Below are 19,075 nucleotides of genomic sequence, written 5' to 3' on the forward strand. Positions count from 1 at the left end.
GGACATGATCCTGTTGAGACTGAAACACCACGCCCCGCCCGAGTAAGCCCTCTAACGGGGCGTCTCCTGCTTGCCTTGGCGTCTGCGGCGTCTGCGAAATGGTCTTGATGTGCATGGGTAGAGTTGAACTACCGACCTCACGCTTATCAGGCGTGCGCTCTAACCACCTGAGCTACAGGCCCGGGAAACGGCCGTTAAGTTGGCCGTTGGACCTCCGAATCACCGTTGGACCTCCGCTTCGCCGACGCCGGCCGCCTCGCGCCCCCCAACGGCTAACGGCCAACGGCTGTCCTGGTCACTCCCCCCACTCCCGCTTCGGCCGTCCACCACCGCCGCGCCGAGGCTCGCCGTCGTCATCGAACTCCTCGTCGAAGTCGTCGTAGTCCTCGTAGTCCTCTTCTTCGTCGACCTCGTCCTCGGCCTCGTCGTCGTCCAGGCCCTCGTCCTTGAACTCATCGTCCTCTTCGAAGTCTTCCAGACCCTCGAACTCCTCTTCCTCTTCGTCGGTGCGGCGCCCGCGCTGCGTGGTACGCGGTTCCGACGCCCTCTGCCGGGTCATTGCTGCCTCCAGAAAAAGTTCCAGCCCGTTTCAACGCTACCCGACGTCATTCGGCCGCCGCCCGCGCGGCCCGATTCATCTTCCTGCGCTCGTTCTGGCCCAGGGCCCGCTTGCGAAGGCGGATCGCCTTCGGCGTGACCTCGATCAGCTCATCGTCCTCGATGTACTCGAGTGCGAGTTCCAGGGTAACCGCCCTCGGCGGTTCAAGCAAGACGTTCTCGTCCGACCCGGAAGCCCGCATGTTGGTGAGCTTCTTCCCCTTGGCCGGGTTCACGTCCAGGTCCCCCGGCCGGCAGTGCTCGCCCACCACCATCCCCTCGTACGCCGCCTCCCCAGGACCCACGAACAACACCCCCCGCTCCTGCAAGTTGAAAAGGGCGTACCCCACTACCTCGCCCTGCACCATGCTCACCATCACACCGCGGGTCCGTCCTTGCAAGGGGCCCGCCCAGGGGCCGTACTCCAGGTACCGGTGATGGATGACCCCGGTTCCACGGGTGTCGGTCAGGAAGTCCGACCGGTAGCCGAACAGCCCGCGCGCCGGGATCCGGAAACTCATCCGCACCATCCCCATCCCGGGGTTCTTCATCTCCAAGAGCTCGGCGCGGCGCGGGCCGAGCTTCTCCATGACGATGCCCACGAACGCCTCGGGCACGTCTATCATCAGTTCCTCGTAAGGCTCGAGCAGCTGCCCGTCAGTCCCTTCGTGGGTGATCACCCGCGGCCGCGAGACCAGGAACTCGTAGCCCTCGCGCCGCATCGTCTCCATGAGGATGGACAGGTGCAGCTCTCCGCGCCCCGAGACCTTGAACGTGTCGGGAGAGTCGGTCTCCTCCACCTTCAGCGAGACGTTCTTCTCCACCTCGCGGAACAGCCGCTCGCGCAGCTGCCGGCTGGTGATGTACTTCCCGTCGCGACCCGCGAAGGGGCCGCTGTTCACGACGAAGTCCACCGCGATCGTCGGTTCCTCCACGGCGATCCCCTCCACCCGGTCCGGCGCCTCGGGGTCGGTCACCGTCATGCCGATCTCGACGCCCTCGAGCCCCGACAGGGCGACGATCTCGCCCGCGCTCGCTGCCTCGATCTCGACCCGCGCCAGTCCCTCGAAGCCGTGCAGCTTCTGGACCTTCACGCGAGGGAACGTTCCCTCCGCCACCCTTCCCGGCTCGCCCAGCGGCAGGAGCGCAACGGTGTCGCCCACCCGCATCGTCCCGCGCAGGATCCGCCCGATCGCTATCCGCCCCACGTACGGCGAGTGGTCTATGGTCGAGACCAGCATCTGGAACGGCCCCAGGGCGGCGACCGGCGGCGGCACGTGCGCGATGATGGCCTCGAAGAGCGGCGTGAGGTCTGCGCCCGAAGGCCAGGCATGCCCCGAATGGTCCCGCTCCCCGCTCCCCGCTCCCCCCGGAAGCTCGTGAAACGCCACCCCATGCCGGCCGCTCGCGTAGAGGAAGGGCGCGTCCAGCTGCTCGGGCGACGCCTCGAGGTCTATGAGCAGGTCGAGCACCTCGTCGTGCACCCTTAGCGGCTCGGCGTCCTGCCGGTCGATCTTGTTGATGATGACGATGGGCCGGAGCCCCAAGGCGAGCGCCTTCCGGGTCACGAAGCGCGTCTGAGGCATGGGACCTTCGGCGGCGTCCACCAGGATCAGCACGCCGTTCACCATCTTGAGTATGCGCTCGACCTCGCCCCCGAAGTCGGCGTGCCCGGGCGTATCCACGATGTTGATCTTGACGTCGCCCCAGCGCACCGCCGTGTTCTTGGCGAGGATGGTGATGCCCCGCTCACGCTCCAGCGGGTTGGAGTCCATGACGCGCTCCATCACCTGCTGGCCGACCCGGAAAACACCCGCCTGGCGAAGCATCTGGTCCACCAGCGTCGTCTTGCCGTGGTCCACGTGGGCGATGATAGCGATGTTGCGGATCTGCACTGGGAAGGAGCCTACTTCGCGAGAAAGACGGTGTCCGGTTTCAGGTGTTGGGTGTCGGCGTGCGGCAAGGTAGTGGGGCCCCGGGACGGCGGCAAGGGGCTGGAGGTCACCTCATCACGTCGTCACAAATCTCCTCTTTTTCCAGCTGGACGGTCACATGCTGGATCCCGAAATCCTTCACGCGCCGGGTGATCTCCTCCAGCACACTCTGATGCTGCCCCGGGTCCGGCACAGTGGCATGCCCGCTCATCGCCACGATCCCGCTGCTGACAGTCCACACGTGAAGGTCGTGCACGCCGCGCACGTTGGGCACCGCCGCGATGGCCGCCTCCAGCTCCGGCATCGAGACGTGGGCCGGGGCCGCCTCGAGGAGCACGTCCACCGACTTCCGCACCAGGCGCAAAGCACTCGCCAGGAGCAGCAGCGAAAGCCCGATCGAGATAAGAGGGTCGGCGGCGAGCCAGCCGGTGGCGAGGATCACGGCGCCCGCGGCGATCGCTCCCAGCGAGCCGACGATGTCGCTGAGCACGTGCAGGTAGGCGCCGTGGACGTTGAGGCTCTCGCCCTTGCCGCGGTGCAGCAGCACCATGGCCGCCAGGTTGGCGGCGAGCCCCAGGGTCGCGACCGTGAACAGGATGCCCGGTCTGATCGGGGCCGGCTCCGCCAGCCGCCGGACCGCCTCGATCACGATCCACCCCGTGACGACCAGCAGGACCGCTCCGTTCACCAGCGCGGCGAGGATCTCGACCCGGTACCAGCCGTAGGTCTTGCCCGCGCTCGGGGGCCGCGCCGCGATCCGGGCCGCGAAGAGCGAGAGGGCCAGGGCGCCGGCGTCGGTCAGCATGTGCCCCGCGTCGGCGAGCAGCGCGAGCGACCCCGAGACGAACCCGCCGACCGCTTCCACGACCGTGAATAGCACCGTGATCACGAGCGCCCAGCCGAGGGCGCGGTTGCTCCGCCCCCGCTCCGGACGGTGCACGCACGGCGCCGCCGGCGCCGCCGGCGCCGCCGCGGCCGCCGCGGCCGCCGCTACGGCCGGCGTGCGTGTCACCCCTGCCCCGTGTAGTTTGGGTGTCCCATGGACGGCGTTTCCCTCTCCTCCATCCTCTGGCGGCTCGGCCTCGTCCTGCTGCTGGTGCTGGCGAACGCGTTCTTCGTCGCCGCCGAGTTCGCGCTGGTCGCGTCGCGCCGCACCCGCATAGAGGCGATGATACGCCGCGGCGACACAAAAGCCAAGCTGGTGCGGCGCGCCATCCAGACGCTCGACCGGTACATCGGCGCCACCCAGCTCGGCATCACCCTGGCCAGCCTGGGACTGGGCTGGGTGGGCGAGCCTGCAGTGGCGGGGACCATCGAGGTCCTGTTCGCGCGGCTGCCCGCGCCGCTGGACGCGGTCCTCACCCACGGCGTCGCCAGCACCATCGCCTTCGCCTTCATCACCTTCCTGCACATTGTGTTGGGCGAGCTCGCCCCCAAGACGCTGGCGCTGCTGCACCCGGAGGACACCAGCCGCTGGGTCGCCGGCCCGCTCATCGTGTTCGCGGTGGCGACCAACCCCTTCATCTGGCTGCTGAACGGCACGGCGAACGCGGTGATCCGCCTCCTGGGGATGAAGACGCCCGGCGAGCACGAGCGGGTCCACTCGCCCGAGGAGATCCGGATGCTGGTCGACCAGAGCCAGCGCGCCGGGAAGCTCGAGCGCGACGACGCGCGGCTCCTCGCCGGCGTCTTCGAGTTCTCGGAGAAGAACGCGCGCGCGGTGATGACGCCCCGCACCGAGATAGTCGCGATCCCGGTGGACGAGACTCCGGCCCAGGCCGCCGACCGGATCGCGGCCGCCGGACGGTCCCGCTACCCGGTGTTCCGCGCTTCGCTCGACGACATCGCCGGCATCGTCCACGCCAAGGACATCCTCGCCGCGATCCGCAGCGCCGGCGAGCCCGCGAGCCTCGAAAGCCTGCTCCGGCCCGCCCACTTCGTCCCCGGCTCGCGCGAGGTCGAGGACGTGCTCGCCGACATGAAGCTGCTCAAGACGCACCTGGTCATCGTGCTCGACGAGTACGGCGGCACGGCGGGGCTGGTGACGATGGAGGACCTGCTGGAGGAGATCGTCGGACCGATCGAGGACGAGTACGACCGGCCGCGGCGCGCCGCGGCGCCCGCGGCCGCGGGGAGCACCACCTTCGCCGGCGACGCCGCCTTGACCGACGTGAGCGAGCGCGGCGGGGTCCGGCTCGAAAGCGACGATTACAGCACCCTGGGAGGGTACCTCTTCGGCGCGCTGGGACGGCTTCCCAAGGTGGGGGACCGGATCGAAGTTGAAGGCGGGGTTTTTGAGGTTACTACGATGGACGGTAGAAGAGTGGCGGAGGCGAAGTTACAGAAGCCGTGATCCCAACCTGCGCACTATTGCCGCGGCGAGCGCAACGGCCTCCCTCATGGACGACGGATCCGCGACACCCTTCCCAGCGATGTCCGTAGCAGTGCCGTGGTCCGGCGAAGTACGCGGAACCGGCAGTCCCAGAGTGACGTTCACGGCGTGGCCGAACGACGCGACCTTGATCGCCGTCATCCCCACGTCGTGGTAAGGAGCCAGCACCGCGTCGAACTCCCCGCGCATGGCGCGCACGAACACGGTGTCGGCCGGCAGCGGCCCCGGGATGCCGAGCGTCTCCGCCGCGGGCCGAAGGATCCGGTCGTCCTCGTTGCCGAAGAGTCCGCCCTCGCCGGCGTGCGGGTTCACCGCGCAGAGCGCGAGCCGAGGCTCGGCGATCCCGAACCAGTCGCGCAGCCCCTGCCGCGCGATCTCCCCGATCGCGACGATGCGTTCGGGAGTGAGGATGGAGAGGGCATCGCGCAACGCCAGGTGCGTCGTCACCAGCACCACGCGCAGGCGGTCCGACGCGAGCATCATCGCGGCCTGTTTCGCACCGGTGAGCTCCCGCAGCAGCTCGGTGTGACCGGGGAAGCGGTAGCCGGCGGCGTTGAGCGCCCGCTTGTCGCCCGGCGCCGTGACGATCGCGTCCACCTCTCCCGCCTTCCAGAGCCGCACCGCCTCTTCCACCGCGCGCCCCGTCAGGCGTCCGGCCCGCACCAGTGGATCGCTCTCACCTCCGTCCCAGACCCCGACGCCTACCTGCCGGGCGGCGGCGATGCCCGCGATCACGTCGTCCGGGCCGACGACCACGCACTCAGCCTCAGGCGCCGGTAGCGCCGCGGCCACGACCTCGGCGCCGATGCCGCGGGGGTCACCGGTGGTGATGGCCAGACGTGGAGTGGGGATGACCGTCTCCTGTACACTGTACCCTGCGAACCGCTGCAACTCCGCAACTCTGCAACTCTGCTACACCTGCAACTCTGCCAACTCAATTCCGGGTTACAGCCTGATGTCCACGTACACCTGCCGCCGCAGCGTCTGCAGCAACTCGCGGATCGCCTTCTCCTGTTGGACGTCGGCACGCAGCCGCTCGCGCACTTCCTCGAAGTTGAACGGGCGTTCCGGCTGCACGTCCGTGACCTCGGCGACGGCGAACCTGGAGCGGGCCGGTGTCTCGGGGCTCATTGCGAACGGCCCCACCACCTCGCCCGCCGCCGCGCCCTCGAACGCCTGGACGAAGGGCGCCGGAAGCTGGCTGCGGTCGAGGGGCCCGACGACGCGCGGCTCCGACGTGTCGGCGAAGAGGCGCGCCAGGGAATCGAAGCTCGCATTCCCGCGCAGCCGCACCGCTACCGTGTCGGCGATGCGTCGCGCCGCCGCCAGCTCACTGTCGGAGATCGCCGGGGTGAAGAGGATGTGCCGGGCCTTGATCTCGGCGGGCTGGATGCGATCGACCTGGATGATGTGATAGCCGAACTGCGTCACCACGACGTCGGAGACCTGTCCGGGACGGAGACGGAACGCGACGTCCTCGAACTCCCGCACCATCATCCCGCGGCGGAACCAGTTGAGGTCACCGCCCTGCTCCCGCGAGGCGGGGTCGTCCGAGAAACCACGCGCCGCCGTCGCGAAGTCCGCGCCGCGCCGGATCTCGGCCAGCACCGACTCCGCCTCCGCGCGCGCGGCCGCGCGGGCCGAGGGCGAGGGCACGGGCGCGACCACGATCTGCCGGAACGTGATGGTGGGTGGACGCCGCCTGGTCCCGCCCTGCTGGACCGCGTCGAAGGCCTGCCTGAGCTCCACCTCGGTGACCGGCCCGCTCCGCAGCTTCCCCTCCTGGCGCAACCGGTCGATGTAGCGGCGCTGGTATTCGGCGCGGCGCTGCTGGTCGCCCAGAAAGCGGCGATACTCCTCCGGCGTGCCGTATCCGGCCGCGCGCAGCTGCGCCCGGAATTCCGTGTCGCTGGTGAACCGGGCGCGGACGTCGCGGACCTGCTGCTCCACGGCGCTCTGCACCTCCGCATCAGTGACGCTGATGGTGGTGTCGCGCCGGGCCCGCTGATAGACGACTTCTTCGTCGATCAGCGTTTCGAGGACCTGTCGGCGCAGCGCCTTGAAGGCGGCGGAGTCCTCCGGCACCTGAGCCCCTTCGGACCGCCTTTGGTAGATCTCGTCGTCGATCTCTGAGAGCAGGATCATCCGTTCGCCGACGATGGCGGCCACCCGGTCCAGCAGCTCCCGCGGTCCGGGCCCCTGCGCGCCTAACGGGGCGGCGGCCACGAGGGCCGCCACCGCCGTCGCCGCGAGCGCCACGCTTCTCATGCTACGGCCGGGCTGGCACGGGCGGGCGAGGCTGCCCAACGGGAGGCCCGGCGGGACGCGGGCCGACCGGAGGTCCGCCCGGCACCGGCGTCATTCCCCCTGGCACGCCCTGCGGCGTCTCCGGGCCGCGCAGTTCCTTCGCGCGCTCGAGGGCCCGGTCGACCCCCGCGGCGGAAACGCTCCAGCGGAACCGCTCTCGCAGCAGGTCCGCGAGGAACGGCTTCACCTCGAAGAACTGGCGCCGCGGCGGGTTGGAGGTGATCGCCGCGAAGTAGGCGTCCACCCGATGGCCCGCCGCGGCGCGGCGGTCGCCGCGTGCCGAGCTGTCCGAAGCGAGCGACTCCGCCGAAACGCCCACGGTGTTCGTCAGGAGCGCCAGGTCGCGCCGGAACGATTCCCGGATCGAGTCGCTCTCTTGAGGCGTGAGCCGGTAGTGCCTCGCCTGCGCGGCACGAAGCAGCATGTCGTTGCGCGTGATGCTCTTGACGAACTCGATGATCATGGAGTCAGGCGCCTGCATCACCATGCCGCGAGTCTGCGGTGGGAAGGCCTGGAGCCACCGCGCGAAGTCCCTCTCGCGCAGCCGCCCGCCGCGGTAGGTCGCCACCACGCGCGAACGATCCTTCGCGGCACGAAGGTTCTCGGCCGCGCCCCTCACGATGGCCGGCGCCGAGCCACGGACCCTGACGTCCGTCCGGTTGGTCAGGCTGTCGAGGTAGAGCGAGTCGAGCCGCAGCACGACGATATCCTTGATCCGCATGCTGAAGCTGTCCCGTACCGTCTCCAGCGCGGGCCGCCACAGGATGTGGTAGCCGAACGCGGTCTCGACGATCCCGGAAGTCTGGCCCGGCTGAAGCGCGAAGGCCGCGTCCTCGAACGGCTTCACCATCTGCCCGCGGCCGACCAGGCCCAGCGAGCCGCCGGAGGAGCCCGAGCCGGGATCCTCCGAGTGCTGTGCCGCCAGCGCCTGGAACTCGGCGCCGCGCTGGATCTGGGCGAGATAACCCTCCGCCTGCCGCCGCTTGGCCGCCTTCACGTTGGCGGTGGTGTCCTGCTTCACAGCCACCAGGATGTGGTAGATCCACCTGACCTCGCCGACGTTGTAGGCGCTATCCACCTGAGGGCCGGTGAGCTGCGCCCGCCGCACGATCACCGAGTCGTGCAGCCGGTCAGCCAGGCGCTGCGACACCTCCGGCCACATGGCGGCGAGGACCGTCGCGCTGTCCAGCAGGCTGTCGCCGCTCCCTATCGCCCAAGCGAGCAGCTGGTAGTCCACCCACAGGTCTGCGATCCGGTCGACGACGTCGCGGCGCAGCGGCACCGACTTGGTCGGCGCGATGATCTGCGCCAGCTGATTCACCGTGAGCTGCTGGCCCGCCGCGCGAGCCACGACGTCCTGGTGCGCCGTGATGGCGTCGCGCAGGCCGGAGCAGCCGGTCAGGGAAAGGCAGAGCGAAAGCACCGCAAGGCGGCGAAACATGCGTTCTCCTGTCAGTTGGTATCGGATACGGCGCGCGACAAGGCGCGCACCAGGCCTGCCAGCAGCGGCATCCCGCCGAGCCGCTCGAGCCGCAGCACCAGCGGCGATGCCCGGCGCACATCGGCGGCGAACTGGACTTCGTCCATCGCCGCGGTGAGTCGCGCGAGCCTCGGCGAGGCCCCGGCGCGGAACACCAGGCGAGCCTCGTTCCCGCGCGCCAGAACCGTTTCGAGGCCGAGACGCGCGCCGATCACCCGCAGCTGGGTGAGCGCGACGAGCGCCTCGGCCTCGGGGGGCAGCCGACCGAACCGGTCGGCCATTTCCGCCCGCAACTCGTCAATTTCACCTGATGAAACGCTCCGCGCCAGCCGCCGGTACAGGTCGAGCTTGGCCGCGTCCTCCGCCACATAGTCGTCGGGCAGGAACGCCGCCCGCTCCAGGACGATCTCGGGAGGCGGATAGGCGACGGCTCCCCCGTCCCCCTTCAGCGCGCGAACGGTGTCCTCCAGCATCCTCAGGTACACGTCGACACCCACCGACAGGGCGAACCCCGTCTGCTCCGCGCCCAGCAGGTTACCCGCCCCCCTGAGCTCCAGGTCCTTGATCGCGATCCGGTAGCCGGCGCCCAGCTCCGTGTGGTGCGCCAGCGTCTGGAGCCGCGCCTCCGCCGCCCCGTCCACGTCGTCGGGCACGACGAGGTAGCAGTAAGCACGGCGGTGGCTCCGGCCCACCCGCCCCCGCAACTGGTAGAGCTGCGCCAGCCCGAACTGCTGGGCGTCATGCACGATCATCGTGTTCGCGTTCGGCACGTCCAACCCCGACTCGACGATCATCGTCGAGCACAGGACACCCAGGTCGCCGGAGACGAACCGCCGCATCATGGCGTCGAGGTCGTGCGGCCGCATCTGCCCGTGCGCCACGCCGACGCTCGATCGCGGCGCCAGGCGCCGGATCCGCTCCGCGATCGTCTCCAGCGTCTCGATCCGGTTGTGGACCACGTACACCTGTCCCCCGCGGTCCAACTCCCGCGCCATCGCCTCCTCGAGCAGCTCGTCGTCCCACGGCTCCACGAACGTCACCACCGGCGACCGGTCGCGCGGCGGGGTCTCGATCAGGGTGAGGTCGCGCAGCCCCGCCAGGCTCTGCTGCAGCGTCCGCGGTATCGGCGTGGCCGTGAGCGTGAGCACATCCACCTGGAGCCGCAGCTTCTTGAGACGCTCCTTGTGCTCCACGCCGAACCGGTGCTCCTCGTCCACCACCACCAGGCCAAGGTCCTTGAAGATCACGTCGGGCGAGAGCAGGCGATGCGTCCCGATGACGAGGTCGATCGTGCCCCCGGCGAGACCGGCCAGGATCGCCCGCTGCTCCTTCGGCCCGTGCAGCCGTGAGAGCATCGCGAAATGCACCGGGTAGTCGGCCAGGCGCTCGCCGAAGGTGCGCCCGTGCTGCTCCACGAGGATGGTCGTCGGCGCGAGGACCACGACCTGCTTCCCCGCCTGGATCGCCTTGAACGCGGCCCGCACCGCTATCTCGGTCTTGCCGTAGCCCACGTCTCCGATCACCAAACGGTCCATCGGACGCGGCCGCTCCATGTCGGCCTTCACGTCCAGCGTCGCCTTGCGCTGGTCCGGCGTGTCCTCGTACAGGAAGGCCGACTCCAGCTCCCGCTGCCAGCGCGTGTCGGGCGGGAAGGCGAAGCCCACCGCGAGCTTGCGGTGCGCGTACAGGTCGAGCAGTTCGGCCGCCATCTTCCGGACCGACTCCTCCGCCTGGGCGCGCAACCGCTTCCACTTTCCGGCGCCCAGCTTGTGGAGTCTGGGAGGCGGCGCGTCACCGGTCTCCACCTCCACGCTGCGATAGCGCTCGAGCTGATCGATCCGGTACAGCGGCACCTGGAGCAGGTCGCCGCCCTCGTACTCGACGACCGCGACCTCCATCGTCGCTTCGGCCACGGTGATGGTCTGGATGCCGCGGTAGATCCCGATGCCGTGTTCCAGGTGCACGACGACGTCGCCGGGCTGGAGCGCGCCGCTGAGGCCGGCCGGCGGCGCCGTCCGGTACCGGCGCGGTCGGCGGATGCGGCGCGCGCGGCGGAAGATCTCGTGGTCGGTGAGCGCGAAGAGCCCCGGCAGCGAGAAGCCGCCGTCCAGCGCGCCGATCGCCAGGGTGAGGCGCTCCGGGAAGCGCCGGCCGCCCTCGGCCAACAGCTCCTCGAGGCGCTCGAGCTGCCCCTCGTTGTCGCACAGCACCAGGGTCTCGCTCCCAACCGGCGGAAGGACCCGCGCCAGGTCCCGGGCGATCTCGGGCGGCGGCGTGACGGGAAGCCGGTGGGTGGGCGCCGTGGCGCCGAGCTCCAGCCTGGCGAACGACGCGCGCCCGGCGCGCCAGGCGTCCGGCGCCGTCAGGAGGTCGGCGCGTGGAGGGACGTCTTCGCCCAGGCGGCGCGCGATCTCCGCGTGGTGTTCCGCCTCGTCCCACGCGCGCTGGACCTCGGGCTCGAACTCGATCGGTCGCTCCTCGACGAGCAACGCGCCGGAGGGCAGCAGCTCGAGGAGCGTGCAGCGGATCTTCTCGCCTTCCGAGAGCGCCGCGTGCGGGTTCGAGGGCAGGACCGTCACCCTCTCCAGGTCGCCGCTGCCGCGCTGGGTGGAGAGGTCGAACGCGCGCAGCGCGACCATCTCGTCGCCCCAGTACTCGGCGCGCGCCGGCTGCGCCATCCCGAAGCCGTAAACGTCCACGATGCCGCCGCGGACCGCGAACTGCGCCACGTCGACGACCTGCGGCACGCGCCCATAACCCAGTTGCTCGAGCCGCCTGACCGCCTCGCGGAACGGGACGCCCTTCGCCAGCTCGAGACGCGACGCCTGCAGCGCCGCCGGCATCAGGGTGCGCTCCTGGGTCGCGCGGGCCGTCGTGACGAGCACCTGGAGCGCGCCGCGCGTGAGCTGCTCCAGCGTCTCCACCCGCTCGCCCGCGATCTCGTAGTGCGGCTCGTCCTCCCCCAGCGCCTCCCGCTGCGGGTAGAGCGCGATCCGGTCCTCCGGCATCAGCACCGCCAGGTCCGCGAGCCACCGCTCGGCATCGGTGGGCGCGCCCGCGATCACTACGAACAGCTGCGAAGGCTGCGCTTCGGCGAGGGCGGCGACCAGCAGCGCCCCCGACGATCCGGCCAGCGGGCCGAGCGATGCTCGGGCGCGGGGCGCGCGGACCGCCCCCGCGAGGTCTGCGAAGCCGGGGAGGGCGCGGAAGGCCGCGATCAGCCGTGGAAGCGGCATCGGTCAGGCGGAGCGGCTGAGGCCGCCGGTAGCGAGCCCGGCCTCCACCAGCAACACCAGCAGCACGCCGGCGAGGAGCCAACCCGTCAGCTCGCTCCGACCCGCGCCGCGGAAACGCAGCGATCCGTATTCGCGCGCATCGCCCGTCACCGTGACCCGCGCTCCCTTGAAGCGCGCGCGCAGCGTCGCGGCGTCGGCACGGCGGAGGTCGGACTCACGCGGGTCGGGCGCGACGACCAGTATTCCGGCGGTGTCCGCGCCGGCGAGCAGCGGGTAGAGGCCCGGCACCCGCGGCGCGGTCACGATGGCTCCCGATTCCACTGCCTGCGCCGAGTCCTGCGCCAGCCCGAGCGCGGTGGCGTTGGCGGGCAGCTCGACGGGATCGCCTGGTGCGGCCTCCAGTATCCCAGCCTCCCCACGCGCGATCCGGTTGACCAGCGCGTCCACGAAGGGCACGAAGACCCCGAGCAGCGGAAGGTTGGTCTCTTCGGGGACGACGCGACTCCCGACCACCACCGCTCGACCCTCGCGCACCAGCCACGGCTCACCGCCGGCCCGCGCGAGGACCTCGCGATCGGCGTCCGCCGTACGCGGCTCGAGCCGGTAACGACGCATCGCGCGCGCACCGGCCAGCTCCGGCACGAGGGGGGCGGCGATCGTGTCCTCGCCCTCCACCCGCGCGCCGAACCGCCAGCGCACGCCTGCAGCGGCAAGGGCGCGATTCACTGCGCCCAGCGCGACCGGGTCCGCCGGAGGGAACACGACGCCCGCCCCGGTGTGCGTCACTCCGCCGATGCGGACCGCGCCGGAGGCGTCACCGCCGCGGCGCACCTGCCCGCCCTCGACCAGCACCGCGAGCGCCTCGGTCAGGAACGGCCCCAGGTCCGCGCCCTGCACGATCGTGACCGACGCGGGAGGCACGACGCGCACCGCGAACGGACGGCGGTCGTCGGCGCGCAGCTCGTCGGGATCGAGAGTCACCTCTCCGCTCCGCCAGCCGGGCTCCACCTTCGGCGCGCTCAGCGCCACTGCGTCGCCGGCCGTGGCGAGGGCACGCCCACCGGTGCGCCCCTCCATCGTGAGCGTCACGCTCGCGCGGGCGTCACCACTCGACGTCGCACCGCCCACGCGCGCGGTGACGCCGCCGGTCCCCGCAAGCCAGATCGACGGCACCGCCCGCGCCGCAACGACACCCCGGTTCTCCGGCGGCTCCGCGGCCGGATGGTAGAAGAGGATGGGGAGTCCCGCCGCCACACTGTCGCGGCCCCCTCTCTCCCCTATCTCACCTCTCTCACCTCTCTCCCCTATCTCCCCTCTCTCACCTTTCTCACCTGTTTCCAAAGCCGTCGCCTGCAAGTCACTGAGTACATGTATCTCGCCCCTTGCATATCCAGCCGTCGCAATAAGCCTTGCCGCAGTGCCAATGCTCGCGCCGACGTCAAGACGCCGCGCTTCGGGCCTCAGCGACGACGCCACCTCGAGCAGCTCGGCGGGCGTGCCGCGCCGCGCCAGGCCGTCCGCGCCGATCAGCCATACCGCATCGCCGGACTGGGCGGCGCGCAGCGTCTCCCGGGCGCGCAGCGCGAGGTCGTCGAGCACCCGCGAGCCGCCCGCGATCGCGCCGGAGGAAAGTGAATTGTCCAGGACGATCGCGAGCGCGGTGGGCTCGTGCAGGACGCCCGAGCCGCCCGGCACCACCGGCCGCGCCGCGGCCGAGACCAGCAGCACCACGGCCAGCATGCGCAGGATCATGAGGAGAAGATGCCGCAGCCGGATGGAGCGCTGCGCCTCGCGCTCCGTCTGGCGCAGATAGCGCACCGCCGGGAATACGACGTCGGGCGGGCGCCGGCGCTGGAAGAGGTGCAGCAGGGGCGGGACGAGCGCGGCCGTGAGCCCCAGAAGGGCGAGAGGGTGGAGGAAGAACATCAGCCCAGTCGGGCGCGCCCCTCCGCCGCGTGGCGCAGCGCGTGGCCGAACGGCGTCTCGGTGGTGACGCGGTGGTATCCGATCCCGCTGGAGCGGCAGGCGCGCCGCCAGGCCGCGACCACTCGGTCCACCGTGGCGCGGTACTCGCGCCTCAGGTCGCGCGCGGCCGTCACGATGCTCTCACCGGTCTCCGGATCCACGTAACGCGCTTCCCGTGGACCGGAGAACTCTACCTCCGAGGGGTCCATGACGTGGAAGACGGTGACCTGATGGCCGCGATGCCGCAGGTAACGCAGCGCGTGAAGCACCAGCTCGCGCTCGACCAGGAGGTCGGAGACGAAGATCACCATCCCGCGGCGCCTGAGCAGGTCCGTGACCCGGCGCAACGCTCCCTCGGCCACCGTGCGGCCGCCGGGCGCCAGAGCCGCCAGCTCGCGCACCACGAGGTGCCACTGGCCGGACCGCGCGCGGGGGGGGATCACCGCCCGGATCGTGTCGTCGAACGCGATGAGTCCCGTCGCGTCGCGCTGGCGGAGCAGGATGAGCGCGAGCGCCGCCGCGAGCCGCGACGCGTAGTCGAACTTGGTCAGCCGCTTCCCGGCATCGCCCGTCCACGCCATGGAGCGCGAGACGTCGAGCACGATCGTCGCACGGAGGTTCGTCTCCTCCTCGTACTGCTTCACGTAGAGGCGATCCCGACGGCCGAGGATCTTCCAGTCCAGGTAGCGCAGCTCGTCGCCCGGCTGGTACGGCCGGTGCTCGGCGAACTCGACCGAGAAGCCGCGGAACGGGGAGCGGTGCAGTCCGGCCAGGAACCCCTCGACCACGCCTCGCGCCACGACCTCGATCCCGCCCAGGCTTGCCACCTCGTGCGGGTCCAGCAGGTCGAGCCGCCCGGCACTCACCGTTGCGGCCATCAGCTGTCACTCAAACAGGACATGCCGTAAGGTACGGGCTTGGGTCGAATGAAGCCAAGTCCTTGGAAAACGGTGACTTGTGAAACGCGGCCCCACTGGCACGCTCCCTGCTCCCTGACCTGGCGGACCGCTGGGTCCGGAGGCTTACGATGCTACGCCCAACTGCCGTCGCTCTCACCCTCGCCGCGCTCGCGCTCCCGTTGCGCGCGGAGGACTCCCCGGTTCGGGGGTCGCTCTCGGGCTGGTCGCATGGGGACCAGCCGGGCATCCGTATCTGGACGTCCCACGGCGAGGTGTACCGCCGTGGCGAGCGGGTGCGGCTGTACTTCCGGACCGAGCGCGACGCGTACGTGATGATCCTGCGCGCTGACTCGGACGGTCGCCTGCGCGTCCTGTTCCCGCGGGTCCCGTCCGAGAACAACTACGTTCGCGGCGGCGCCACCTACGACGTGCCCAACTACGGCCGGCGCGATGCCTTCGTCGTGGATGACGACCCGGGCGTGGGTTACGTGTTCGCGGTCGCGGCCCAGGACCAGTTCCGGTGGGATCCCTGGACCTCAGCCGATCACTGGCAGCTGGAGCGGGTGAGCGACGGCCGCATTCACGGCGATCCATACAGCTCCCTCGAAGAGCTGGTCCAGCGCATCCTCCCCGAGGGTTACGCGGACTACGACACCCACTTGCTCCCGTACCACGTCGAGCAGCGCTACGACTACCCGCGGTTCGTGTGTTACGACTGCCACTCGTACGTGGGCTATTCCTACTGGAACCCGTACCGCTTCTATTGCCCCCGGTTCACGCTATTCGTGTACAACGACCCGTACTACTTCTACCCGAGTTACTGGTACCCGACTCGGTACTACGGGGGCACGCGCGTCGTCTACGTGCGGCCGGGGCAGCGGGACGGGCGCTACGTCTTCAAGGCTCGTGAGGACCAGACGCAGCCGGGCATCGCCTATCGTGACCGCCGGGCGGACGCCCGGACCGGCGAGCGGCGGCCCGCGGACCGCGGGGTGCGCGGCGCGGACATCGGCGGGGTGGGCAGCGTGGCCGTGCCGGGCCGGCGCCTGGCTCCGACGGATGGCGGATCGGTGGGTGGCGGACCCCCACCCGGCGGCCAGCCCGCGGAGCGTACGCCAGTCATTGGCGGCGGTGTGCCGGGTCGGCGCACGCTCACCCCCGGTGGCGCGACGACCGGCAACCCGCCCGCGGTCAACCCGGGGACTCCGACCGACGACCGCGGCCGCCGCCGCACGCTGAAAGAGCCGTCGAGCCCCGGCTCGCCGAGCGCGCCGTCGCAGCCGCGCCAGGTCGCACCGCGGGAGACCGGGCGCCGCGGACTGTCACCCGATCCCTACTCGACTCGGCCCACGCCGCGGGAGCCGCCGGCGCAGCCTTCGGAGCCGCCGGTGACCCGCGGGATCTCGCGCCCCGAGTGGCGCGGCAGTCCGCAAACGCCTAAGGCGGAGCCCCGGCAAGAGCCGCGTGCCCCTGAAGCACGCCCGGAGCCGCGCGCACCGGATTCGCGGCCGGCGCCGCGTGCCGAACCGAGAAGCGAACCGAGCGACCAGCCACGAGCCGAGCCGAGGCAGGAGCCTCGCGGCGCTCCGGCGCCACGCGCCGAGCCGAGGCAAGAGCCACGCGCCGCTCCGGCGCCACGCGCCGAACCGAGGCAAGAGCCGCGCGCCGCTCCGGCGCCTCGTGCCGAGCCACGCGCCGCTCCGGCGCCCAGGCAGGAATCGCCGCGGTCTCCGAGTCCCACGCTGACCCGGAGACGGCCGTAGGACGTCGTACCCCGCAGCAAGAACCTCGCAGGAAACTTCCTCGAGCGCCCGGCCGTAGCTGTCTGCGGCCGGGCGCTTACCTTTGGTAGCCCCGTTGCAACCACTCAACCCAGGTGACTGATGCGACGTTCGACGCTGCCGCTCTTCTTCCTTGCCCTGACTGGGGCCCCAATGTCAGCGCAGACCCGCGCCCGTGCCGGCGAACCAGCGGCCGCGGTGCGCCGAGCGGTCGAGACCATCACGCCAGCCGACGTGCAGCGCCGCATCGGCATCCTGGCCGACGACTCGATGCGGGGGCGCCTCACGCCGAGCCCGCAGCTCGACCAGGTCGCCGACTACATCGCCGGAGAGTTCCGCCGATTCGGCCTGCGGCCCGGCGGCGACAACGGCACCTTCCAGCAGCGCTACCTCATCCGCCGGACGCAGATCGACACCACGTCCTTCGCGATGGCGATGGGACGCGGCGCGCACGGCCACTGGATCCTGGGCCGGGACGCCGCGCTGGTCGCGGGCGCGATTCCGGCGGCGCCGATCACCGGTCCGGCAGTGCTGGTCGTCGGCGCTCCAGCTGATACCGCGCGCCCCTTCGGCGATGTGTCGCTCACCGGCGCTATCGTCCTGCACGTGATGTCCGTGAGCCAGATACGTCCGCAGACCATGCTCCCGCTGCTCGCGAAGGCGGCGGCGGCCGGGGCCCGGGGATGGATCATCGTCTCGGATCGCTCCGCGCAGTCGTTCGCCGTACGTCTCCGCAACACCCGGGCGCCGCAGCTGGAGCTGGTGGGCGGTGCCGAACCAGGCGACTCTCCGATCCCCCTGCTGGAAGTGCGCGACAGCAGCGCGCGCGGCGTGCTCCAGGCGGCGGGCGAGGACATCGCGGCGCTGCGCGCGTCCGCCACGCCGACAGTGCGCGCCCTCGGGGGCGTGACCAGCACGATCAACGTGCGCCGCACGGTGCTCTCCGAGCAGACGGCGCCCAACGTCATCGGCATCCTCGAGGGGAGCGACCCGCAGCTGCGGAACGAGTACGTCTTCTTCACGGCGCACATGGATCACATCGGCACCGTGGCGGATGCCTATCAGTGCCGCGCCGCCGGCGCGGATTCCACCTGCAACGGCGCCGACGACAATGCCTCCGGCACGACCGGCGTCCTCGAGCTGGCGGAGGCGTTCGCCACCATGAACCCGCGGCCGCGGCGTTCGCTGGTGTTCATGACGGTGAGCGGCGAGGAGCGCGGCCTCTGGGGGAGCGAGTACTACTCCGAGCACCCGACGCTCCCGCTCGCCAACACGGTGGCCGACCTCAACATCGACATGATCGGCCGTAACTGGCGCGACACCATCGTGGTCATCGGCAAGGAGCACTCGAGCCTGGGCGAGGTCGCCAACCGCGTGACTACCGAGCACCCCGAGCTCAACATGCAGCTGGTGGACGACCGGTGGCCCGACCAGCGGTTCTACTTCCGCTCCGACCACTACAACTTCGCGCGGAAGGGCGTGCCGATCCTCTTCTTCTTCAACGGGGTGCACCCCGACTACCACCAGGCGACCGACTCTCCGGACAAGATCGACGCGGAGAAGGAAGCGCGGATCATCCGGATGGTCTTCTACATCGGGCTGGACGTTGCGAACACGACGGCTCGGCCGCAGTGGAACCCCGAGAGCCGCCGGCGCATCGTCGAGGCCGCGGGCAACTGACCGTGCGGCCGCGCCCGGCCCGAGCATGATCCGCACCGGCCCTGCCGGGTGGTCGTACGCTGACTCGCCGGGGCACGTCTACCCGGCGGACGCCGGACGCCGCTTCGACGCCCTCGCCTACCTGGCCTCGTACTTCGACACCATCGAGATCAACTCCACTTTCTACGCGCCCCAACCACCCCGGAATTTCGCCTCGTGGGTGAAGCGGGTGGCGCACAATCCGGAGTTCAGGTTCGCGGTCAAGCTGTGGCAGAGGTTCACGCACGACGGGGGGAGCGGGGAGCGGGGAGCGGGACCTAGGGAGGCGCGCGACGTGCAACAGGTGACTGAGGGGCTAGAGGTACTGCGCGAGGCGGGACGGCTCGGCGCGGTGCTGGCGCAGTTCCCGTGGTCGTTCAAGCCCTCCGACGAGAGCCGCGACGTGATCCGCAAACTCTCCGATGACTTGGCGGGGTGGCCGGTGGTCGTGGAGCTGCGGCATGGAGGTTGGGCGAAGCACGAGTACGCGGTCCTCCTCAAGGACCTGGGCCTCGGCTTCGCCAACATTGACCAGCCGGTGATCGGCGAGTCCATCGGGCCCACCGCGGGGGCCACGAGCGCGATCGGTTACGTGCGTTTCCACGGCCGCCGCTACGACACCTGGTTCGAGCGCAACGAGGACTCGGCGCAGCGCTACGATTACCTGTACACCGCCGAGGAGCTGGAGCCCTGGGTGGACCGCATCAAGCGCGTCGCATCCGCCGAGGGAGTGCAGGATGTCTACGTCATCTCCAACAACCACTTCGAAGGAAAGGGGCCGGCCAA

13 protein-coding genes and 1 tRNA gene are annotated in these 19,075 nt (G+C 70.6%); 4 read left to right on the forward strand and 10 right to left on the reverse strand.

All coding sequences use genetic code 11. The features are described 5' to 3' along the window. Positions 1 to 108 precede the first annotated feature (108 nt). The 4 genes from Q8Q85_11540 to Q8Q85_11555 form a co-directional block, all read right to left on the reverse strand. Positions 109 to 182: transfer RNA gene (locus Q8Q85_11540), tRNA-Ile, on the reverse strand. Positions 183 to 295: 113 nt separating this feature from the next. Continuing rightward, positions 296 to 559 (reverse strand): hypothetical protein, encoded by a 264-nt coding sequence (locus Q8Q85_11545; protein ID MDP3774888.1) that lies wholly within the window; start codon positions 557 to 559, stop codon positions 296 to 298. 46 nt (positions 560 to 605) lie between these two features. Continuing rightward, positions 606 to 2,492 (reverse strand): translational GTPase TypA, encoded by a 1,887-nt coding sequence (gene typA / locus Q8Q85_11550; protein MDP3774889.1) that lies wholly within the window; start codon positions 2,490 to 2,492, stop codon positions 606 to 608. Positions 2,493 to 2,598: 106 nt separating this feature from the next. Continuing rightward, positions 2,599 to 3,543 carry a cation diffusion facilitator family transporter gene (locus tag Q8Q85_11555; GenBank protein ID MDP3774890.1) on the reverse strand — a complete coding sequence of 315 codons (945 nt, stop codon included), beginning with the start codon at positions 3,541 to 3,543 and terminating at the stop codon, positions 2,599 to 2,601. A gap of 27 nt (positions 3,544 to 3,570) precedes the next feature. Between Q8Q85_11555 and Q8Q85_11560 the strand changes: the two genes are divergently transcribed. Further along, positions 3,571 to 4,884 (forward strand): hemolysin family protein, encoded by a 1,314-nt coding sequence (locus Q8Q85_11560; protein ID MDP3774891.1) that lies wholly within the window; start codon positions 3,571 to 3,573, stop codon positions 4,882 to 4,884. Here the strand turns inward: Q8Q85_11560 and pdxA are convergent. The 6 genes from pdxA to Q8Q85_11590 are packed head-to-tail and all read right to left on the reverse strand — an operon-like array spanning position 4,870 to position 14,789. Further along, the gene (gene pdxA / locus Q8Q85_11565) at positions 4,870 to 5,814 is read right to left on the reverse strand and encodes a 4-hydroxythreonine-4-phosphate dehydrogenase PdxA (GenBank protein MDP3774892.1); all 945 of its coding nucleotides are present in this window, start codon (positions 5,812 to 5,814) and stop codon (positions 4,870 to 4,872) included. The genes Q8Q85_11560 and pdxA overlap by 15 nt on opposite strands. Positions 5,815 to 5,868: 54 nt before the next feature. After that, positions 5,869 to 7,191, reverse strand: coding sequence for a peptidylprolyl isomerase (locus Q8Q85_11570; GenBank protein MDP3774893.1), 1,323 nt, complete (start codon positions 7,189 to 7,191; stop codon positions 5,869 to 5,871). Position 7,192: 1 nt separating this feature from the next. Beyond that, entirely contained in the window at positions 7,193 to 8,671 is a 1,479-nt protein-coding gene (locus Q8Q85_11575; protein ID MDP3774894.1) for a peptidylprolyl isomerase, read from the reverse strand. Positions 8,672 to 8,682: 11 nt separating this feature from the next. Then, entirely contained in the window at positions 8,683 to 11,946 is a 3,264-nt protein-coding gene (gene mfd / locus Q8Q85_11580; GenBank protein ID MDP3774895.1) for a transcription-repair coupling factor, read from the reverse strand. 3 nt (positions 11,947 to 11,949) lie between these two features. After that, the gene (locus Q8Q85_11585; GenBank protein MDP3774896.1) at positions 11,950 to 13,872 is read right to left on the reverse strand and encodes a BatA domain-containing protein; all 1,923 of its coding nucleotides are present in this window, start codon (positions 13,870 to 13,872) and stop codon (positions 11,950 to 11,952) included. Then, complete coding sequence (locus tag Q8Q85_11590; GenBank protein ID MDP3774897.1) at positions 13,872 to 14,789, reverse strand: DUF58 domain-containing protein; 918 nt, start codon at positions 14,787 to 14,789, stop codon at positions 13,872 to 13,874. The genes Q8Q85_11585 and Q8Q85_11590 overlap by 1 nt, the downstream gene beginning before the upstream one ends. A gap of 149 nt (positions 14,790 to 14,938) precedes the next feature. Between Q8Q85_11590 and Q8Q85_11595 the strand changes: the two genes are divergently transcribed. The 3 genes from Q8Q85_11595 to Q8Q85_11605 all read left to right on the forward strand — a co-directional run. Then, positions 14,939 to 16,573, forward strand: a complete 1,635-nt coding sequence (locus tag Q8Q85_11595) for a DUF4384 domain-containing protein (protein ID MDP3774898.1) — start codon at positions 14,939 to 14,941, stop codon at positions 16,571 to 16,573. A 120-nt stretch (positions 16,574 to 16,693) separates the two neighbouring features. After that, positions 16,694 to 18,271: a M28 family peptidase gene (locus Q8Q85_11600; protein ID MDP3774899.1), complete on the forward strand. Its 1,578-nt coding sequence runs from the start codon at positions 16,694 to 16,696 to the stop codon at positions 18,269 to 18,271. A gap of 25 nt (positions 18,272 to 18,296) precedes the next feature. Then, positions 18,297 to 19,075: DUF72 domain-containing protein (locus Q8Q85_11605; GenBank protein ID MDP3774900.1), on the forward strand; the 779-nt coding region annotated here is incomplete at its 3' end.

The sequence above is a fragment of the Gemmatimonadales bacterium genome, assembly GCA_030697825.1.
Taxonomy (GTDB): domain Bacteria; phylum Gemmatimonadota; class Gemmatimonadetes; order Gemmatimonadales; family JACORV01; genus JACORV01.

Bases quoted from the DNA above. Each gene is read 5' to 3' on its own strand.
- Q8Q85_11560 (MDP3774891.1), top strand. From the start codon at position 3,571: ATGGACGGCGTTTCCCTCTCCTCCATCCTCTGGCGGCTCGGCCTCGTC.
- Q8Q85_11575 (MDP3774894.1), bottom strand. From the start codon at position 8,671: ATGTTTCGCCGCCTTGCGGTGCTTTCGCTCTGCCTTTCCCTGACCGGC.
- mfd (MDP3774895.1), bottom strand. From the start codon at position 11,946: ATGCCGCTTCCACGGCTGATCGCGGCCTTCCGCGCCCTCCCCGGCTTC.
- Q8Q85_11545 (MDP3774888.1), bottom strand. From the start codon at position 559: ATGACCCGGCAGAGGGCGTCGGAACCGCGTACCACGCAGCGCGGGCGC.
- Q8Q85_11590 (MDP3774897.1), bottom strand. From the start codon at position 14,789: ATGGCCGCAACGGTGAGTGCCGGGCGGCTCGACCTGCTGGACCCGCAC.
- Q8Q85_11570 (MDP3774893.1), bottom strand. From the start codon at position 7,191: ATGAGAAGCGTGGCGCTCGCGGCGACGGCGGTGGCGGCCCTCGTGGCC.
- Q8Q85_11600 (MDP3774899.1), top strand. From the start codon at position 16,694: ATGCGACGTTCGACGCTGCCGCTCTTCTTCCTTGCCCTGACTGGGGCC.
- Q8Q85_11585 (MDP3774896.1), bottom strand. From the start codon at position 13,872: ATGTTCTTCCTCCACCCTCTCGCCCTTCTGGGGCTCACGGCCGCGCTC.
- Q8Q85_11595 (MDP3774898.1), top strand. From the start codon at position 14,939: ATGCTACGCCCAACTGCCGTCGCTCTCACCCTCGCCGCGCTCGCGCTC.